This is a genomic window from Streptomyces sp. NPDC036822 (assembly GCF_055609145.1).
Genome location: NZ_JBVJPY010000006.1, coordinates 32,025 through 46,149, shown reverse-complemented (window position 1 = coordinate 46,149; position 14,125 = coordinate 32,025). Strand labels below are relative to the sequence as shown.

Below are 14,125 nucleotides of genomic sequence, written 5' to 3'. Positions count from 1 at the left end.
GGAAAAGCGGCCCGGGAGCCGACACCTGAGAGACTGGGCGCGATGACTGAGACACCGCCGCCCCGCCGAGCACGCGCCGAGATCGACCTCGGCGCGCTGCGTGCGAACGTCCGCACGCTGCGCGCCCGCGTCGCGCCCCACGCCCAGGTCATGGCCGTGGTCAAGGCGGACGCGTACGGACACGGCGCCCTGCCCTGCGCCCGCGCCGCTCTCGACGCGGGCGCCACCTGGCTCGGCACCGCCACCCCGCACGAGGCGCTGGCCCTGCGTGCGGCCGGGATCACGGAGGCGGACGCCCGCGTCCTGTGCTGGCTGTGGACCCCCGGCGACCCGTGGGCCGCCGGGATCGAGGCCGGCCTCGACATGGCGGTCAGCGGCCTGTGGGCCCTGCGCGAGGTCGTCGAGGCGGCACGCGGGGCGGACAGGCCGGCGCGGATCCAGCTCAAGGCCGACACCGGGCTCGGCCGCAACGGCTGCCAGCCCGCCGACTGGCCGCAGCTCGTCGGCGAGGCCCTGAAGGCCCAGAGCCAGGGTCTGGTGCGGGTCACCGGCCTCTGGTCGCACTTCGCCTGCGCCGATGAACCCGGCCACCCCTCCATCGCCTCCCAGCTCGACGTCTTCCGCACGATGCTGGAGTACGCCGAGAAGGCCGGCGTCGAGCCGGAGGTCCGGCACCTCGCCAACTCGGCGGCCACCCTGACCCTTCCCGAGACCTACTTCGACCTCGTCCGGCCCGGTATCGCCATGTACGGCGTCTCGCCCAGCCCCGAGATGGGCACCCCGGCCGACTTCGGCCTGCGGCCCGTGATGTCGCTCAAGGCGAGCATCGCACTCGTGAAGCAGGTGCCGGCCGGGCACGGCGTCAGTTACGGACACCACTACGTCACCGAGGACGAGACCCACCTCGGTCTCGTCCCCCTCGGCTACGCCGACGGGATCCCGCGCCACGCCTCCGGCCGCGGGCCCGTCCTCGTCGGCGACAGGGTCCGCCGGGTGGCCGGCCGGGTCGCCATGGACCAGTTCGTGGTCGACCTGGGCGGCGACGCCGTCGAGGCCGGCGCCGAGGCGCTGCTCTTCGGCCCCGGCGACCGGGGCGAGCCGACCGCCGAGGACTGGGCCGTGGCCGCGGACACGATCGCGTACGAGATCGTCACCCGCATCGGCGGGCGCGTCCCGCGCGTCTACCTGAACGAGTCGGACGGCTAGGTTCACGCCGGAAAGGCCGAGCCGGAAACCGGACCGACGAGCGGTACGAGTCATCAAGGAGCGGGAGTGAGCGAGTCCAGCACCGACCCCTGGCGCCGCGCCGGGTTCGCAGGCGCCGCGATAGGCGTGCTCGCGGCCGGCGCCGCCGCGGGCGTCGCCCTCGAACGGCTCACCGTCGGACGCGGCATGCGGCAGAAGGCACGGCTCGCCCTCGACGCCTCCGCCCCCTACGGCGCCCTGCGGGGCACACCGGGCAAGGCGCTCGCCGACGACACCACCGAGCTGTACTACGAGATCGACGAGGTGGATCCCGAGGCCGGCGCCCCGCGCAGACGGCGCCTCTTCGGCCGCAAGGCACCCGCCCCCGTCACCGTCGTCTTCAGCCACGGGTACTGCCTCGGCCAGGACTCCTGGCACTTCCAGCGGGCCGCCCTGCGCGGACTGGTCCGTACCGTCCACTGGGACCAGCGCAGTCACGGACGCTCGGCCCGCGGGGTCGCCCAGGCCGGGCCCGACGGGGTGCCCGTCACCATCGACCAGCTGGGCCGCGACCTGAAGGCGGTCATCGACGCGGCCGCGCCCGAGGGGCCGCTGGTCCTGGTCGGCCACTCCATGGGCGGCATGACGATCATGGCGCTCGCCGACCGTTATCCCGAGCTGATCAGGGAACGGGTCGTCGGCGTCGCCTTCGTCGGCACGTCCTGCGGCAGGCTCGGCGAGGTGAACTACGGGCTCCCCACGGCCGGCGTCAACGCGATACGGCGTGTCCTTCCCGGCGTCCTGAAGGCGCTCGGCACGCAGGCGGAGCTGGTCGAACGGGGCCGCAGGGCCACCGCCGACCTCTTCGCCGGGCTCATCAAGAAGTACTCGTTCTCGTCGAAGGACGTCGATCCGGCGGTCGCCCGGTTCGCGGAACGGATGATCGAGGCGACCCCGATCGACGTGGTCGCCGAGTTCTACCCGGCCTTCAGCGAGCACGACAAGGCGGACGCGCTGCCCGTCTTCCGCGAGGTGCCCGTGCTCGCGCTGGCCGGCGACCGCGACCTGGTCACCCCCAGCTCGCACACCGAGGCCATCGCGGACCTGCTGCCGGACAGCGAGCTGGTCATCGTCCCCGACGCCGGCCATCTGGTCATGCTGGAGCACCCCGAGGCGGTCACCGACCGGCTGGCCGACCTCCTCGTCCGGGTCGGCGCGGTCCCCTCCCCGACGGGCGCGAAAGCGGGCTCGGGCAACGGATAAGTTGGCCCGTATGGAAGCACCGCACAACGCAGCCACGCTCGATGTCGACTCCCCCGAGGAGATGCGGGAGATCGGCCGCCGCCTCTCCGCACTCCTGCGCCCCGGCGATCTCGTGATGCTCACCGGCGAGCTGGGCGCGGGGAAGACGACGCTGACCCGCGGCCTGGGCGAGGGCCTCGGCGTCCGGGGCGCCGTCACCTCGCCGACGTTCGTCATCGCCCGCGTCCACCCGTCCCTGGTCGGCGGTCCGGCCCTGGTCCACGTCGACGCGTACCGCCTCGGCGGCGGCCTGGACGAGATGGAGGACCTCGACCTCGACGTCTCGCTGCCCGAGTCGGTGGTGGTCGTGGAGTGGGGCGACGGCAAGGTCGAGGACCTGACGGACGACCGGCTGCACGTCCTCATCCACCGGGTCGTCGGGGACACCGACGACGACCGGCGCACCGTCGTCCTGCGCGGGATCGGCGACCGCTGGGCGGACTCGACGCTTGACCTCCGGGGCTGACGGGGTAAGGGAACGTACGTAGCTTCCGACAAGGTGTCGGGAAGATGTTGCATCGGTCGTACGAGCCGTGGTGACATGGAGGCACAAGCTGGTTAGGTGTACCTAACCTACGGGAGGCATTCATGGCGACGCCAGAGCGGGCACGCGCAGCGGACCGGATCACGATGAGCGATCTGCTGGCGTCCTGTGCCGCGGCGAGCGCGGTCTCGACCCCGCCGCGCGAGCCGGACGAGCAGCCCGAGGCCGCCCCGGACATCGAGCCCGAGGCTCCTGCGCGCCGCGAGGCCGCGTAGGAGCGGTCCGGGGGAGCGGCCACCCTGCACGCTCGCCGCACTCGGCGTCCGCCCGGGGCCGGCGAGCGGGCGGCGACGCCCGCGGCTCTGTCCTGATCCCCGTGCGCCGATCTCCCCGCCGGTCCACCGTTCCCGCCCTCACCCCTGCGGGTGATGCGCCCTCCCCGGAGGGCGGGCCGGACACGTAACCGCTACGCGACGACGACGACCTTCGCGCCGATCGCGGCGAACGTCCACATCGCGTCACCGTCCGCCCGCTTCATGCGGATGCCGCCGGTCTTCCGCGTCGGATCCGGCGTCGGGAGCGAGCCGTCGACCGCCGCGCTGAAGCCGACCGTGACGTCGTCGACCGTCGCGAACCGCACCACGTGCTCGATCTTCACGCCGTCCGAACCGGTCACCGAGCCCGAGCGCGAGGTCACCTTGTACGCCCCCGGCTTCGGGTCGACCGTGCTCGGCGCCACCGAGAAGGTGTGCGTCGCCTGGCCCTTTGCGTCCACCAGCCACACGCGGCGCTCGGACAGCGCGTACACGACGCGGGCGCCGCTGCCGGAGTTCCCCGGGACGGCGAGCGGGTCCTTGGGCTTGGGCTTCGGCCCGCCGGTCGACTCCGCCGACGGCGCCGCGGCCGGCGTCCGGGGCTTGGCCGACACATCGGCCGGGGCGTTCGCCGACGCCTGATAGGCGAGGAAGGCGACCGCCGCGAGCGCCGCCGCGGTGAGCCCGGCCACGAATCCCGAGCTGCTCCTTGCCACCGTGGCCTCCTCCGTACGTATGTATCGGTGGTGACGGTAGCAGCAGCCGTCCGGTGCCACGGGGCGCCGTGCCCGGGTGCCGGGAGCCGTAGGCTGTTTGCGTGCTCTTGCTCGCCATGGATACCGCCACACCCGCCGTCACCGTCGCCCTCCACGACGGCGACTCCGTCGTCGCCCAGTCGCGGCAGGTCGACGCCCGCCGCCACGGGGAGCTGCTGCTGCCCGCCGTCCACCGGGTCCTCACGGAGGCCGGACTGACGCTCGACGCCGTCACCGGCATCGTCGTCGGCGTCGGGCCGGGGCCGTACACCGGCCTGCGGGTCGGCCTGGTCACCGCCGCCACCTTCGCCTCCGCGCTCGGCGTGCCGGTGCACGGCCTGTGCACGCTGGACGGTCTCGCGTACGCCTCCGGGATCGAGGAGCCGTTCGTCGTCGCGACGGACGCGCGCCGCAAGGAGGTCTACTGGGCGCGGTACGACGACTCCCGTACGCGGGTGACCGACGCGGCCGTCGACCGGCCCGCCGAGATCGCCGAGGACGTCGCCGGGCTGCCCGCCGTCGGCGCCGGCGCGCGCCTCTACCCCGAGGTCTTCGCCGACGCCCGCGACCCCGAGCACCAGTCCGCCGCCGCGCTCGCGGCCCTCGCCGCGGAGAAGCTCGCCGCCGGGACGGACTTCCTCGACCCGCTGCCGATGTACCTGCGCCGCCCCGACGCGCAGGTGCCGAAGAACTACAAGGTGGTCACTCCGCAGTGACCGCCCTGACCGCCGCCGTGCTGCGGGAGATGCGCTGGTGGGACATCGAGCCCGTGCTCGCACTCGAACACGAGCTCTTCCCCGAGGATGCCTGGTCCGAGGGGATGTTCTGGTCCGAGCTGGCGCACGCGCGCGGCCCCGGCGCCACCCGCCGCTACGTCGTCGCCGAGGAGCCCGCGGGCGGCCGGCTGGTGGGCTACGCCGGGCTCGCCGCCGCCGGAGGACTCGGCGACGTGCAGACGATCGCCGTCGCCCGGGACCAGTGGGGCAGCGGGCTCGGCGCCCGGCTGCTCACCGACCTGCTCCAGCACGCCACCGCCTTCGAGTGCGAAGAGGTGCTGCTGGAGGTACGCGTGGACAACACCCGGGCCCAGAAGCTGTACGCGCGCTTCGGCTTCGAGCCCATCGGCTTCCGGCGCGGCTACTACCAGCCCGGCAACGTGGACGCGCTTGTCATGCGATTGACCGTTCAAGGAACAGAGACGACTGACTGATGGCTGCTGACGAACCGCTCGTACTCGGCATCGAGACCTCCTGCGACGAGACCGGCGTCGGCATCGTGCGGGGCACGACCCTGCTGGCCGACGCCATCGCGTCGAGCGTGGACACCCACGCGCGCTTCGGCGGAGTGGTCCCGGAGATCGCCTCCCGCGCCCACCTGGAGGCGATGGTCCCGACCATCGAGCGCGCCCTGAGGGACGCCGGCGTCTCCGCCAAGGACCTCGACGGCATCGCTGTCACCGCCGGACCGGGTCTCGCCGGTGCGCTGCTCGTCGGCGTCTCGGCCGCCAAGGCGTACGCGTACGCCCTGGGCAAGCCGCTGTACGGCGTCAACCACCTGGCCTCGCACATCTGCGTCGACCAGCTGGAGCACGGCCCGCTGCCCGAGCCGACCATGGCGCTCCTGGTGTCCGGCGGCCACTCGTCGCTGCTGCTCGCGCCCGACATCACCGCCGACGTCCGGCCGATGGGCGCCACGATCGACGACGCGGCCGGCGAGGCCTTCGACAAGATCGCGCGCGTGCTCGACCTGGGCTTCCCCGGCGGCCCGGTGATCGACCGGCTCGCCAGGGAGGGCGACCCGAACGCGATCGCCTTCCCGCGCGGCCTGAGCGGCGCCAAGGACCCGGCGTACGACTTCTCCTTCTCCGGTCTGAAGACCGCCGTGGCCCGCTGGATCGAGGCCAGGCGGGCGGCGGGCGAGGAGGTGCCGGTACGGGACGTGGCGGCGTCCTTCCAGGAGGCGGTCGTGGACGTGCTGACCCGCAAGGCCGTCCGGGCCTGCAAGGACGAGGGCGTCGACCACCTGATGATCGGCGGCGGCGTCGCGGCCAACTCGCGGCTGCGGGCCCTGGCCGAGGAGCGGTGCGAGCGGGCCGGGATCCGGCTGCGCGTGCCGCGCCCGGGGCTCTGCACCGACAACGGCGCGATGGTGGCGGCGCTCGGCGCCGAGATGGTGGCCCGCAACCGGCCGGCCTCCGACCTGGAGCTGTCCGCGGACTCGTCCCTGCCGGTCACCGACCCGCACGTGCCGGGCGCGCACGCCCACGGGCACGACCACGTGCACGAGGTCAGCAAGGAGAACCTGTACTCGTGACCACCGTGACCCTCATGTGGGAGGCGCGGGCGGTCGAGGGCCGGGCGGGCGAGCTCCTGGAGTGGGCCCGGGCGCGGACGCTGCCGTACGCGCCGCTGCGCCGGGAGACCTTCCGCGCGGCGCAGGACCGGGTCCTCGTGCTGACCTGGTGGGAGGCGGACGCCGTCGACGCCGACCTGCCCGAACTGCCCGAACCGGCCGCGGAGATGATCACGCGGCCGGTGCACCGCTGGCGTTTCGAGTCGGTCTCCCTCGCCGAGGGCGCAACCTCCTGACCCGTTCGCGCATCAAACACGGCGTGGACAAGAAGATCGTGGCGTGGGCGGTACTGACCGTCGCGGCCCTGCTCGTGACGGGCTGTACGTCGGGTGCCGACGCCGCCCCCCGGACGGCCCCGCCGGCCGCGCCCTCGGCGGCCCCCTCGGCTAGGACGGACCAGGCGCCCCCGGCAGGGGACGACAAGCGGGCGCGGGAGGCGAGGACGGCCGCCGCCTACCGCAAGTGGGGGCTCGAACCCTTCGCCCCGCCGCCCGCCCCGCCGAAGGTCAAGCCGGTCCGACGGGCGGCGGGCGCGCCCGTGCCGGTGATCAGCGAGATACCGACGACCGACAAGGTCGTCTTCGTCACCATCGACGACGGTGCCGAGAAGAACCCGGAGTTCGTGACGATGATGAGGGAACTCCAGGTCCCGGTGACCATGTTCCTCACCGACTCGGCGATACGCACCGACTACGGCTACTTCGAGCCGCTCGCCGCCCTCGGCAACGGCGTCGCCAACCACACCCTCACCCACCCCAACCTGCGCACCCTCGGCCGGGCCGCCCAGCAGCGGGAGATCTGCGGCCAGCAGACGAGGCTGACCGAGAAGTACGGCACGGCCCCGCGGCTCTTCCGCCCGCCGTACGGCAACTGGAACGAGGACACCCGCGCCGCCGCCGGGAGCTGCGGGGTAGACGCCATCGTGCTGTGGCGCGAGTCGATGCAGATCACGAACATGCAGTACCAGCGCGCGGACCGGAAGCTGCGTCCCGGCGACATCATCCTGGCCCACTTCCGGGGCCCGGCCGAGCTCAAGGGCGCGACGATGACCGAGATGACGGCCGACATGCTGCGCCGCATACAGGAGCAGGGCTTCACGGTGGCCCGTTTGGAGGACTACGTCTGAGCCCGCCGGACCACGTCCGGAAAAAAGTCCCGGTGGACGTGTCGATGCGGGGTCCGTCCGGTCGACGTATGAGTGAGAGGCGGGGAACGACCCCGCCGCCGCACCACCGAGGAGTCACCATGCCGCGCTTCCTGACGATGATCCGCATCGAGGAGAACACCATCGACATGGAGGAGGCAGGACCCGAGTTCGGCGAGCGCATGGGCGCGCTCTTCGAGGAGATCACCAAGGCCGGCGTCATGCTGGACACGGCCGGTCTCCTGCCGACCTCCGAGGGCACCAGGGTGACCTGGTCCGACGGGAAGATCAGCTACACCGACGGCCCCTTCACCGAGACCAAGGAGGTCGTCGGCGGCTACTCCCTCAGCCAGTGCAAGGACAAGGCCGAGGCGCTGGAGTGGACCCGGCGTTTCCTGGAGCTGCACCCGGCGGGCTGGAAGGTCACCGCGGAGGTGCGCCAGCTCGACGAGTCCTGAGATCCGGCCGGCGGGTGTGCTGTCATGTGAGCCGTGACAGCACACACCGCCGCCGGCAGCGTCGAGACGGTCTTCCGGATGGAGTCGGCGCGGATCATCGCCGCCGCGGCGAGGATCGTCCGCGATGTCGGCATCGCCGAGGAGATCGCCCAGGACGCGCTCGTCGCCGCCCTGGAGCAGTGGCCGCGGACGGGAGTCCCGGACCGGCCGGGCGCGTGGCTGACGGCCGCCGCGAAGAACCGCGCCGTCGACCTCGTACGGCGACGCGAGACGTACGCCCGCAAGCTCGCCGAGGTGGGTCGTGACCTCGCCGAGGAGACGTACGACCCCGAGCCGTCCGGTCCGGGGGACATCGACGACGACCTGCTGCGGCTGATCTTCACCGCCTGCCATCCCGTGCTCTCCGCCGAGGCGCGCGTGGCGCTCACCCTGCGGCTGGTCGGGGGGCTGCGCACGGACGAGATCGCCCGGGCCTTCCTCGTGCCGGAGGCGACGGTCGCCCAGCGGATCGTGCGGGCGAAGCGGAGCCTGGCGAAGGCGGGGGTGGAGTTCGAGGTCCCGTACGGCGAGGAGCGTGCGGCCCGGCTCGGATCCGTCCTGGAGGTCATCTACCTGGTCTTCAACGAGGGGTATGCGGCGACGGCGGGCGACGACCTGCTGCGTCCGGCGCTCTGCGAGGACGCCCTGCGGCTGGCCAGGGTCCTCGCCGGCCTGATGCCCGAGGAGGGCGAGGTCCACGGCCTCGCGGCCCTGCTGGAGATCCAGGCGTCCCGGACGGCGGCCAGGACCGGCCCGGACGGGCAGCCCGTCCTGCTCTCCGAGCAGAACCGCGGCCGCTGGAACCGGCTGCTGATCCGGCGCGGCTTCGCCGCCCTGGAACGGGCCGGCCTGGGCGGGGACTTCGGCCCGTACACGCTCCAGGCGGCCATCGCCGCCTGCCACGCGCGGGCGGTGACCTACGAGGAGACGGACTGGCGCACCATCGCGGCGCTCTACGCCCGGCTGGCGGCCGTCGCGCCCTCCCCGGTGGTGGAGCTGAACCGCGCGGTCGCCGTGTCGATGGCGGACGGGCCGGAGGCCGGTCTCGCACTGGTCGACGCGCTGGCCGCCGCACCGGCCCTGAAGGACTACCACCTACTGCCGAGCGTCCGGGGCGACCTGCTGGACCGGCTCGGCCGCGGCGCCGAGGCGCGGGCCGAGTTCGAGCGGGCGGCGGCCCTCACCCGCAACGCCCGGGAGCGGGACCTCCTCCTGGCCCGCGCCCGGGGGACGACCACGGACGGATGACCGGCCTCGCGGAACCCGGATTCCGCGCCTCCGGAGCCTCGCCGCTGAGGGCGCCTGAGGGTGCGGCCGTCGGTGCGGCCCGCGCCACGCGCTAGCGGGCCGGGTGGCCGATCAGCATCGTCGGGGCGCCCGCGACCCGGGTGAGGAAGACCGTCGCGGAGCGCGGGCCCTTCGGCTTGATCCTGCGGCGCAGTTCCTCCGGTTCGACCGCCGAGCCGCGCTTCTTCACCGTCAGGGTGCCGACCTCGCGCTCCCGCAGCAGGGCCTTCAGCTTCTTGAGGTTGAAGGGGAGCCGGTCGGTGATCTCGTACGCGGTGGCGTACGGGGTCGGGATCAGCGCGTCCGCCGTGACGTAGGCGATCGTCTCGTCGATCAGGCCGCCGTCCAGCTCCTCGGCGACCTCGGCCACCAGATGGGCGCGGATGACGGCGCCGTCCGGCTCGTAGAGGTAGCGGCCCACCGGGCGGACGGCCGGGTCGGGCAGGCCGCGGCCGGTCAGGCTCGCGCCGGAGGGCAGCAGGGTGGCGCGGACCGCTCCGGGGCGGGTGCCGAACCACAGCACCGCCTCCTTCACGTCGCCGCCGTCCGAGATCCACTCGGCCTCCGCGTCCTCGGGAACGGCCTCGTGCGGCACGCCCGGAGCGATCTTCAGGGCCGCGTGGGGGGCCCGGCGGGCGGCCTCGATCGCCCAGGAGAGCGGGGGCGAGTACGCCTCCGGGTCGAAGATCCTGCCGCGGCCGCCCCGACGGGCCGGGTCGACGAAGACGGCGTCGTAGGGCGCCGTGTCGACCTCCGTCACGTCCGCGCACCGCACCTCGATCAGGCCGGCCAGGCCCAGCGCGTCGGCGTTGGCGCGGGCGGCCTCCGCCGTCAGCGGGTCGCGGTCCACGGCGAGGACGGAGATGCCGGCGCGGGCGAACGCGATCGCGTCCCCGCCGATCCCGCCGCACAGGTCGGCGACGGACCGCACCCCGAGGTCCGCGAGGCGGCGGGCCCGGTAGGTGCCCACCGAGGCCCGGGTGGACTGCTCGACGCCGTGCGGCGTGAAGTACATCCGGTACGCGTCCTCGGCGCCGAACTTCGCCACCGCGCGCTGCCGGAGCCTGGCCTGTCCGACGGCCGCCGTGACCAGCTCGGCGGGGTGGTCGCGGCGCAGCCGGGAGACGACCGCCAGCTCCTGGGCGGGGTCATGGTCGCGCAGGGAGGCGAGCAGGGTCTGGCCCTCGGGGGTGAGCAGGGCGGCGAAGGAGGCGAGGTCGGTCACCCGCCCCATTGTGCGGCCTGGCCCGGTGTGGGCCGGCCGGGGGATGGTGCGCGCGGCGCGGCGGTGTCGCGGGGGCGGGAGGGGTCGCCGCTGAAAGGATGCGGCGCCATGCAACTAGTACGACAAAAGGAACAAATGCCCCCGGGTTCCACGCCCCTCGGGCGCCTTCGGTCCGCCCGTCCCCGGCGCGCGCGCGCCGTGCGCCGCTCGGTCGGAGCGGTGCTGCTCGTGGCCGCCCTCGGCGCGGCCTGCGCCGGGCCGGTCGACGGCGCGGGCGGCGGCCCGGGATCCCCGGCGAAGGCCGCCCCCGGTCAGCCGGGCGCCCAGGCGCAGGGTGCCTCCGGCGCCCTCAACGCGTACATCGGGAAGGTCCGCGCGCAGCGGGCCGCCCGCGCGCTCGCGGCGAAGAAGTGGGGGCTCGACCGCCCTCCCCTGGAGGCCCCGGCCCCGCCCGCCGTCAAGCCGACCATCACCACCCGCAAGGGGTTCGAGACCGACGGCGAGGGGCTGCCGCCCGTCTTCACCACCGTGCCGACCAAGGAGAAGGTCGTCTTCCTGACGATCGACGACGGCGCCGAGAAGGACCCGGAGCTGCTCCGGATGATGAGCGAGCTGCGGATCCCGTACAGCGCCTTCCTCAGCGACTACCTGGTCAAGGAGGACTACGGCTACTTCGAGAAGATGCGGGACGCCGGCGTCTCCCTGCACAACCACACCCTCAACCACCGGTACATGCCCAAGCTGTCCTACTCCGAACAGAAACACGAGATCTGCGGGATGCAGGACACCATCGAGAAGCGGTACGGGAAGCGGCCGCCGCTCTTCCGCCCGCCGTACGGCAACTACGACGAGGACACGCTGCGCGCGGCCAAGGCGTGCGGCGTGAAGGCGGTCCCGCTGTGGGCGTCCGAGGCGTTCCCGGACCGGATGGAGTGGCGCGAGTGGGACCGCGACCTGCACCCCGGCGACATCATCCTCACCCACTTCCGGGGCAAGGGGGACTGGAAGGGGTCCATGGCGGACATGGTCCGCCGCGTGATGCGGACCGTCACGGCCAAGGGCTACGCCGTCGCGAAGCTGGAGGACTACGTATGACCGGGGCGCGCCGGCCGGCAGCCGCACTGGCCCTGGCCGGCGCGCTCCTCGGCGCGACGGCCTGCGCCCCGTCGGTCGATCCGTTCGAGCGTCTGGGCCGCAAGGCGGCGGAGCGGGTGGGCTCGCGGGACGGGGGCGGCGGGCCCTCGTGGTCGAACCCGCGTGCGGAACCATCAGGGCCGTCACGCCGTTCCCCGTACCGGGATCGAGACGCCACGCGGCACTGAATTGGCACTCCGCTTGACCGAGTGCTAATCGCGGTCATAGTCTCGGCTCTGGCACTCCCCACCGGAGAGTGCCAACACAGCGACAGGCAGGTCCGGCACCCGCGACGACGGATCCACCTGGTCGCCACCTCAGACAGTTAACCCCGTGAGATCTCCGAAGGGGGAGGTCGGATCGTGACGACCACCAGCTCCAAGGTTGCCATCAAGCCGCTCGAGGACCGCATTGTGGTCCAGCCGCTCGACGCCGAGCAGACCACCGCCTCTGGCCTGGTCATTCCGGACACCGCCAAGGAGAAGCCCCAGGAGGGCGTCGTCCTGGCCGTGGGCCCGGGCCGCTTCGAGAACGGCGAGCGCCTGCCGCTCGACGTGAAGACCGGCGACATCGTGCTGTACAGCAAGTACGGCGGCACCGAGGTGAAGTACAGCGGCGAGGAGTACCTCGTCCTCTCGGCTCGCGACGTGCTCGCGATCGTCGAGAAGTAGTCGGGGGTCCGGGGGGTCACCCCCGGACGACCCTTCACCGAAGCCAGATGCATTGAGCTGCGCCCCTAGACCCCGCACTGGGCGTCCGGGGGCGCGGTTCGTTTCACCAGTTTCACCACGAATTCCGAGAGGGCTGAATCGCTCCCATGGCGAAGATCCTGAAGTTCGACGAGGACGCCCGTCGCGCCCTTGAGCGCGGCGTCAACAAGCTCGCCGACACGGTGAAGGTGACGATCGGCCCCAAGGGCCGCAACGTCGTCATCGACAAGAAGTTCGGCGCCCCCACCATCACCAACGACGGCGTCACGATCGCCCGCGAGGTCGAGCTCGACGACCCGTACGAGAACCTCGGCGCCCAGCTCGTGAAGGAGGTGGCGACCAAGACCAACGACATCGCGGGTGACGGCACCACCACCGCGACCGTGCTCGCCCAGGCCCTGGTCCGCGAGGGTCTGCGCAACGTCGCCGCCGGCGCCTCCCCGGCCGCCCTGAAGAAGGGCATCGACGCCGCCGTCAAGGCCGTCTCCGACGAGCTGCTCGCCACCGCGCGCCCGATCGACGACAAGTCGGACATCGCCGCCGTCGCCGCGCTCTCCGCGCAGGACCAGCAGGTCGGCGAGCTCATCGCCGAGGCGATGGACAAGGTCGGCAAGGACGGTGTCATCACCGTCGAGGAGTCCAACACCTTCGGCCTGGAGCTCGACTTCACCGAGGGCATGGCCTTCGACAAGGGCTACCTCTCGCCGTACATGGTCACCGACCAGGAGCGTATGGAGGCCGTCCTCGACGACCCGTACATCCTGATCCACCAGGGCAAGATCTCCTCGATCCAGGACCTGCTGCCGCTCCTGGAGAAGGTCATCCAGGCCGGCTCCTCCAAGCCGCTGCTGATCATCGCCGAGGACGTCGAGGGCGAGGCCCTGTCGACCCTGGTCGTGAACAAGATCCGTGGCACCTTCAACGCCGTGGCCGTCAAGGCCCCCGGCTTCGGCGACCGCCGCAAGGCGATGCTCGGCGACATGGCCACCCTCACCGGTGCCACCGTCATCGCCGAGGAGGTCGGCCTCAAGCTCGACCAGGCCGGTCTGGACGTGCTGGGCACCGCCCGTCGCGTCACGATCTCCAAGGACGACACGGTCATCGTCGACGGCGGGGGCAACTCCGAGGACGTCAAGGGCCGCGTCAACCAGATCAAGGCCGAGATCGAGTCCACGGACTCCGACTGGGACCGCGAGAAGCTGCAGGAGCGCCTGGCGAAGCTCGCCGGCGGCGTCTGCGTCATCAAGGTCGGTGCCGCGACCGAGGTGGAGCTGAAGGAGAAGAAGCACCGTCTGGAGGACGCCATCTCCGCGACCCGCGCCGCGGTCGAGGAGGGCATCGTCTCCGGTGGTGGCTCCGCGCTCGTCCACGCCGTGAAGGTCCTGGAGGGCAACCTCGGCAAGACCGGCGACGAGGCGACCGGTGTCGCCGTCGTCCGCCGCGCCGCCGTCGAGCCGCTGCGCTGGATCGCCGAGAACGCCGGCCTGGAGGGTTACGTCATCACCTCCAAGGTCTCCGAGCTCGACAAGGGCCAGGGCTTCAACGCCGCCACCGGCGAGTACGGCGACCTGGTCAAGGCCGGCGTCATCGACCCGGTGAAGGTGACGCGCTCCGCCCTGGAGAACGCCGCCTCGATCGCCTCCCTCCTCCTCACCACCGAGACCCTCGTGGTGGAGAAGAAGGAAGAGGAGTCGGCGGACGCGGGCCACGGCCACGGCCACGGCCACTCGCACTGA

Annotated in this window: 16 protein-coding genes; 14 read left to right on the top strand and 2 right to left on the bottom strand. The window is 72.7% G+C overall.

All coding sequences use genetic code 11. The annotated features are described in order from the left end of the window. The first annotated feature begins 42 nt into the window (after positions 1 to 42). From alr to ACZ68P_RS15925, 4 genes are all read left to right on the top strand, one after another. The gene (gene alr / locus ACZ68P_RS15940; protein WP_471006456.1) at positions 43 to 1,206 is read left to right on the top strand and encodes an alanine racemase; all 1,164 of its coding nucleotides are present in this window, start codon (positions 43 to 45) and stop codon (positions 1,204 to 1,206) included. 66 nt (positions 1,207 to 1,272) lie between these two features. Then, positions 1,273 to 2,448: an alpha/beta fold hydrolase gene (locus ACZ68P_RS15935; protein ID WP_471006453.1), complete on the top strand. Its 1,176-nt coding sequence runs from the start codon at positions 1,273 to 1,275 to the stop codon at positions 2,446 to 2,448. A gap of 10 nt (positions 2,449 to 2,458) precedes the next feature. Next, a complete protein-coding gene (gene tsaE / locus ACZ68P_RS15930) occupies positions 2,459 to 2,953 on the top strand; it encodes a tRNA (adenosine(37)-N6)-threonylcarbamoyltransferase complex ATPase subunit type 1 TsaE (RefSeq protein WP_471006452.1) in 495 nt (164 codons plus the stop codon). 122 nt (positions 2,954 to 3,075) lie between these two features. Beyond that, positions 3,076 to 3,246 (top strand): hypothetical protein, encoded by a 171-nt coding sequence (locus ACZ68P_RS15925; RefSeq protein WP_365718533.1) that lies wholly within the window; start codon positions 3,076 to 3,078, stop codon positions 3,244 to 3,246. Positions 3,247 to 3,437: 191 nt separating this feature from the next. On the opposite strand, the gene ACZ68P_RS15920 is transcribed toward ACZ68P_RS15925, so the two are convergent. Continuing rightward, positions 3,438 to 4,001, bottom strand: coding sequence for a hypothetical protein (locus ACZ68P_RS15920; protein WP_471006450.1), 564 nt, complete (start codon positions 3,999 to 4,001; stop codon positions 3,438 to 3,440). A gap of 101 nt (positions 4,002 to 4,102) precedes the next feature. Here ACZ68P_RS15920 and tsaB point away from each other — a divergent pair, with 101 nt between their 5' ends. From tsaB to ACZ68P_RS15885, 7 genes are all read left to right on the top strand, one after another. Then, positions 4,103 to 4,756, top strand: a complete 654-nt coding sequence (gene tsaB / locus ACZ68P_RS15915) for a tRNA (adenosine(37)-N6)-threonylcarbamoyltransferase complex dimerization subunit type 1 TsaB (protein ID WP_471006448.1) — start codon at positions 4,103 to 4,105, stop codon at positions 4,754 to 4,756. Between the two features lie 29 nt (positions 4,757 to 4,785). Further along, on the top strand, positions 4,786 to 5,250 hold the full coding sequence (gene rimI / locus ACZ68P_RS15910; protein WP_365718647.1) for a ribosomal protein S18-alanine N-acetyltransferase: 465 nt from the start codon (positions 4,786 to 4,788) through the stop codon (positions 5,248 to 5,250). Next, the gene (gene tsaD, locus ACZ68P_RS15905; RefSeq protein ID WP_471006447.1) at positions 5,250 to 6,353 is read left to right on the top strand and encodes a tRNA (adenosine(37)-N6)-threonylcarbamoyltransferase complex transferase subunit TsaD; all 1,104 of its coding nucleotides are present in this window, start codon (positions 5,250 to 5,252) and stop codon (positions 6,351 to 6,353) included. Before rimI ends, tsaD begins: the two co-directional genes overlap by 1 nt. Next, positions 6,350 to 6,628, top strand: coding sequence for a hypothetical protein (locus ACZ68P_RS15900; RefSeq protein ID WP_365718542.1), 279 nt, complete (start codon positions 6,350 to 6,352; stop codon positions 6,626 to 6,628). Before tsaD ends, ACZ68P_RS15900 begins: the two co-directional genes overlap by 4 nt. 23 nt (positions 6,629 to 6,651) lie before the next feature. Further along, entirely contained in the window at positions 6,652 to 7,518 is an 867-nt protein-coding gene (locus tag ACZ68P_RS15895) for a polysaccharide deacetylase family protein (RefSeq protein WP_471006444.1), read from the top strand. Between the two features lie 119 nt (positions 7,519 to 7,637). Beyond that, positions 7,638 to 7,994 (top strand): YciI family protein, encoded by a 357-nt coding sequence (locus ACZ68P_RS15890; RefSeq protein WP_471006442.1) that lies wholly within the window; start codon positions 7,638 to 7,640, stop codon positions 7,992 to 7,994. Between the two features lie 78 nt (positions 7,995 to 8,072). After that, positions 8,073 to 9,281 (top strand): RNA polymerase sigma factor, encoded by a 1,209-nt coding sequence (locus ACZ68P_RS15885; RefSeq protein ID WP_471007137.1) that lies wholly within the window; start codon positions 8,073 to 8,075, stop codon positions 9,279 to 9,281. 91 nt (positions 9,282 to 9,372) lie between these two features. Here ACZ68P_RS15885 and ACZ68P_RS15880 read toward each other — a convergent pair whose 3' ends face one another. Further along, a complete protein-coding gene (locus ACZ68P_RS15880) occupies positions 9,373 to 10,554 on the bottom strand; it encodes a THUMP-like domain-containing protein (RefSeq protein WP_471006439.1) in 1,182 nt (393 codons plus the stop codon). Between the two features lie 99 nt (positions 10,555 to 10,653). Here ACZ68P_RS15880 and ACZ68P_RS15875 point away from each other — a divergent pair, with 99 nt between their 5' ends. The 3 genes from ACZ68P_RS15875 to groL all read left to right on the top strand — a co-directional run bounded on the left by ACZ68P_RS15875 (position 10,654) and on the right by groL (position 14,125). Continuing rightward, positions 10,654 to 11,640 (top strand): polysaccharide deacetylase family protein, encoded by a 987-nt coding sequence (locus tag ACZ68P_RS15875; RefSeq protein WP_471006437.1) that lies wholly within the window; start codon positions 10,654 to 10,656, stop codon positions 11,638 to 11,640. 401 nt (positions 11,641 to 12,041) lie between these two features. Beyond that, positions 12,042 to 12,350 (top strand): co-chaperone GroES, encoded by a 309-nt coding sequence (groES, locus tag ACZ68P_RS15870; protein WP_010471835.1) that lies wholly within the window; start codon positions 12,042 to 12,044, stop codon positions 12,348 to 12,350. A 146-nt stretch (positions 12,351 to 12,496) separates the two neighbouring features. After that, complete coding sequence (gene groL, locus ACZ68P_RS15865) at positions 12,497 to 14,125, top strand: chaperonin GroEL (protein WP_471006433.1); 1,629 nt, start codon at positions 12,497 to 12,499, stop codon at positions 14,123 to 14,125.

Coding starts and splice junctions, on each gene's coding strand:
- alr (WP_471006456.1), top strand. CDS start 43: ATGACTGAGACACCGCCGCCCCGCCGAGCACGCGCCGAGATCGACCTC.
- tsaE (WP_471006452.1), top strand. CDS start 2,459: ATGGAAGCACCGCACAACGCAGCCACGCTCGATGTCGACTCCCCCGAG.
- ACZ68P_RS15925 (WP_365718533.1), top strand. CDS start 3,076: ATGGCGACGCCAGAGCGGGCACGCGCAGCGGACCGGATCACGATGAGC.
- rimI (WP_365718647.1), top strand. CDS start 4,786: ATGCGCTGGTGGGACATCGAGCCCGTGCTCGCACTCGAACACGAGCTC.
- tsaD (WP_471006447.1), top strand. CDS start 5,250: ATGGCTGCTGACGAACCGCTCGTACTCGGCATCGAGACCTCCTGCGAC.
- ACZ68P_RS15890 (WP_471006442.1), top strand. CDS start 7,638: ATGCCGCGCTTCCTGACGATGATCCGCATCGAGGAGAACACCATCGAC.
- ACZ68P_RS15885 (WP_471007137.1), top strand. CDS start 8,073: ATGGAGTCGGCGCGGATCATCGCCGCCGCGGCGAGGATCGTCCGCGAT.
- ACZ68P_RS15880 (WP_471006439.1), bottom strand. CDS start 10,554: ATGGGGCGGGTGACCGACCTCGCCTCCTTCGCCGCCCTGCTCACCCCC.
- ACZ68P_RS15875 (WP_471006437.1), top strand. CDS start 10,654: ATGCAACTAGTACGACAAAAGGAACAAATGCCCCCGGGTTCCACGCCC.
- groL (WP_471006433.1), top strand. CDS start 12,497: ATGGCGAAGATCCTGAAGTTCGACGAGGACGCCCGTCGCGCCCTTGAG.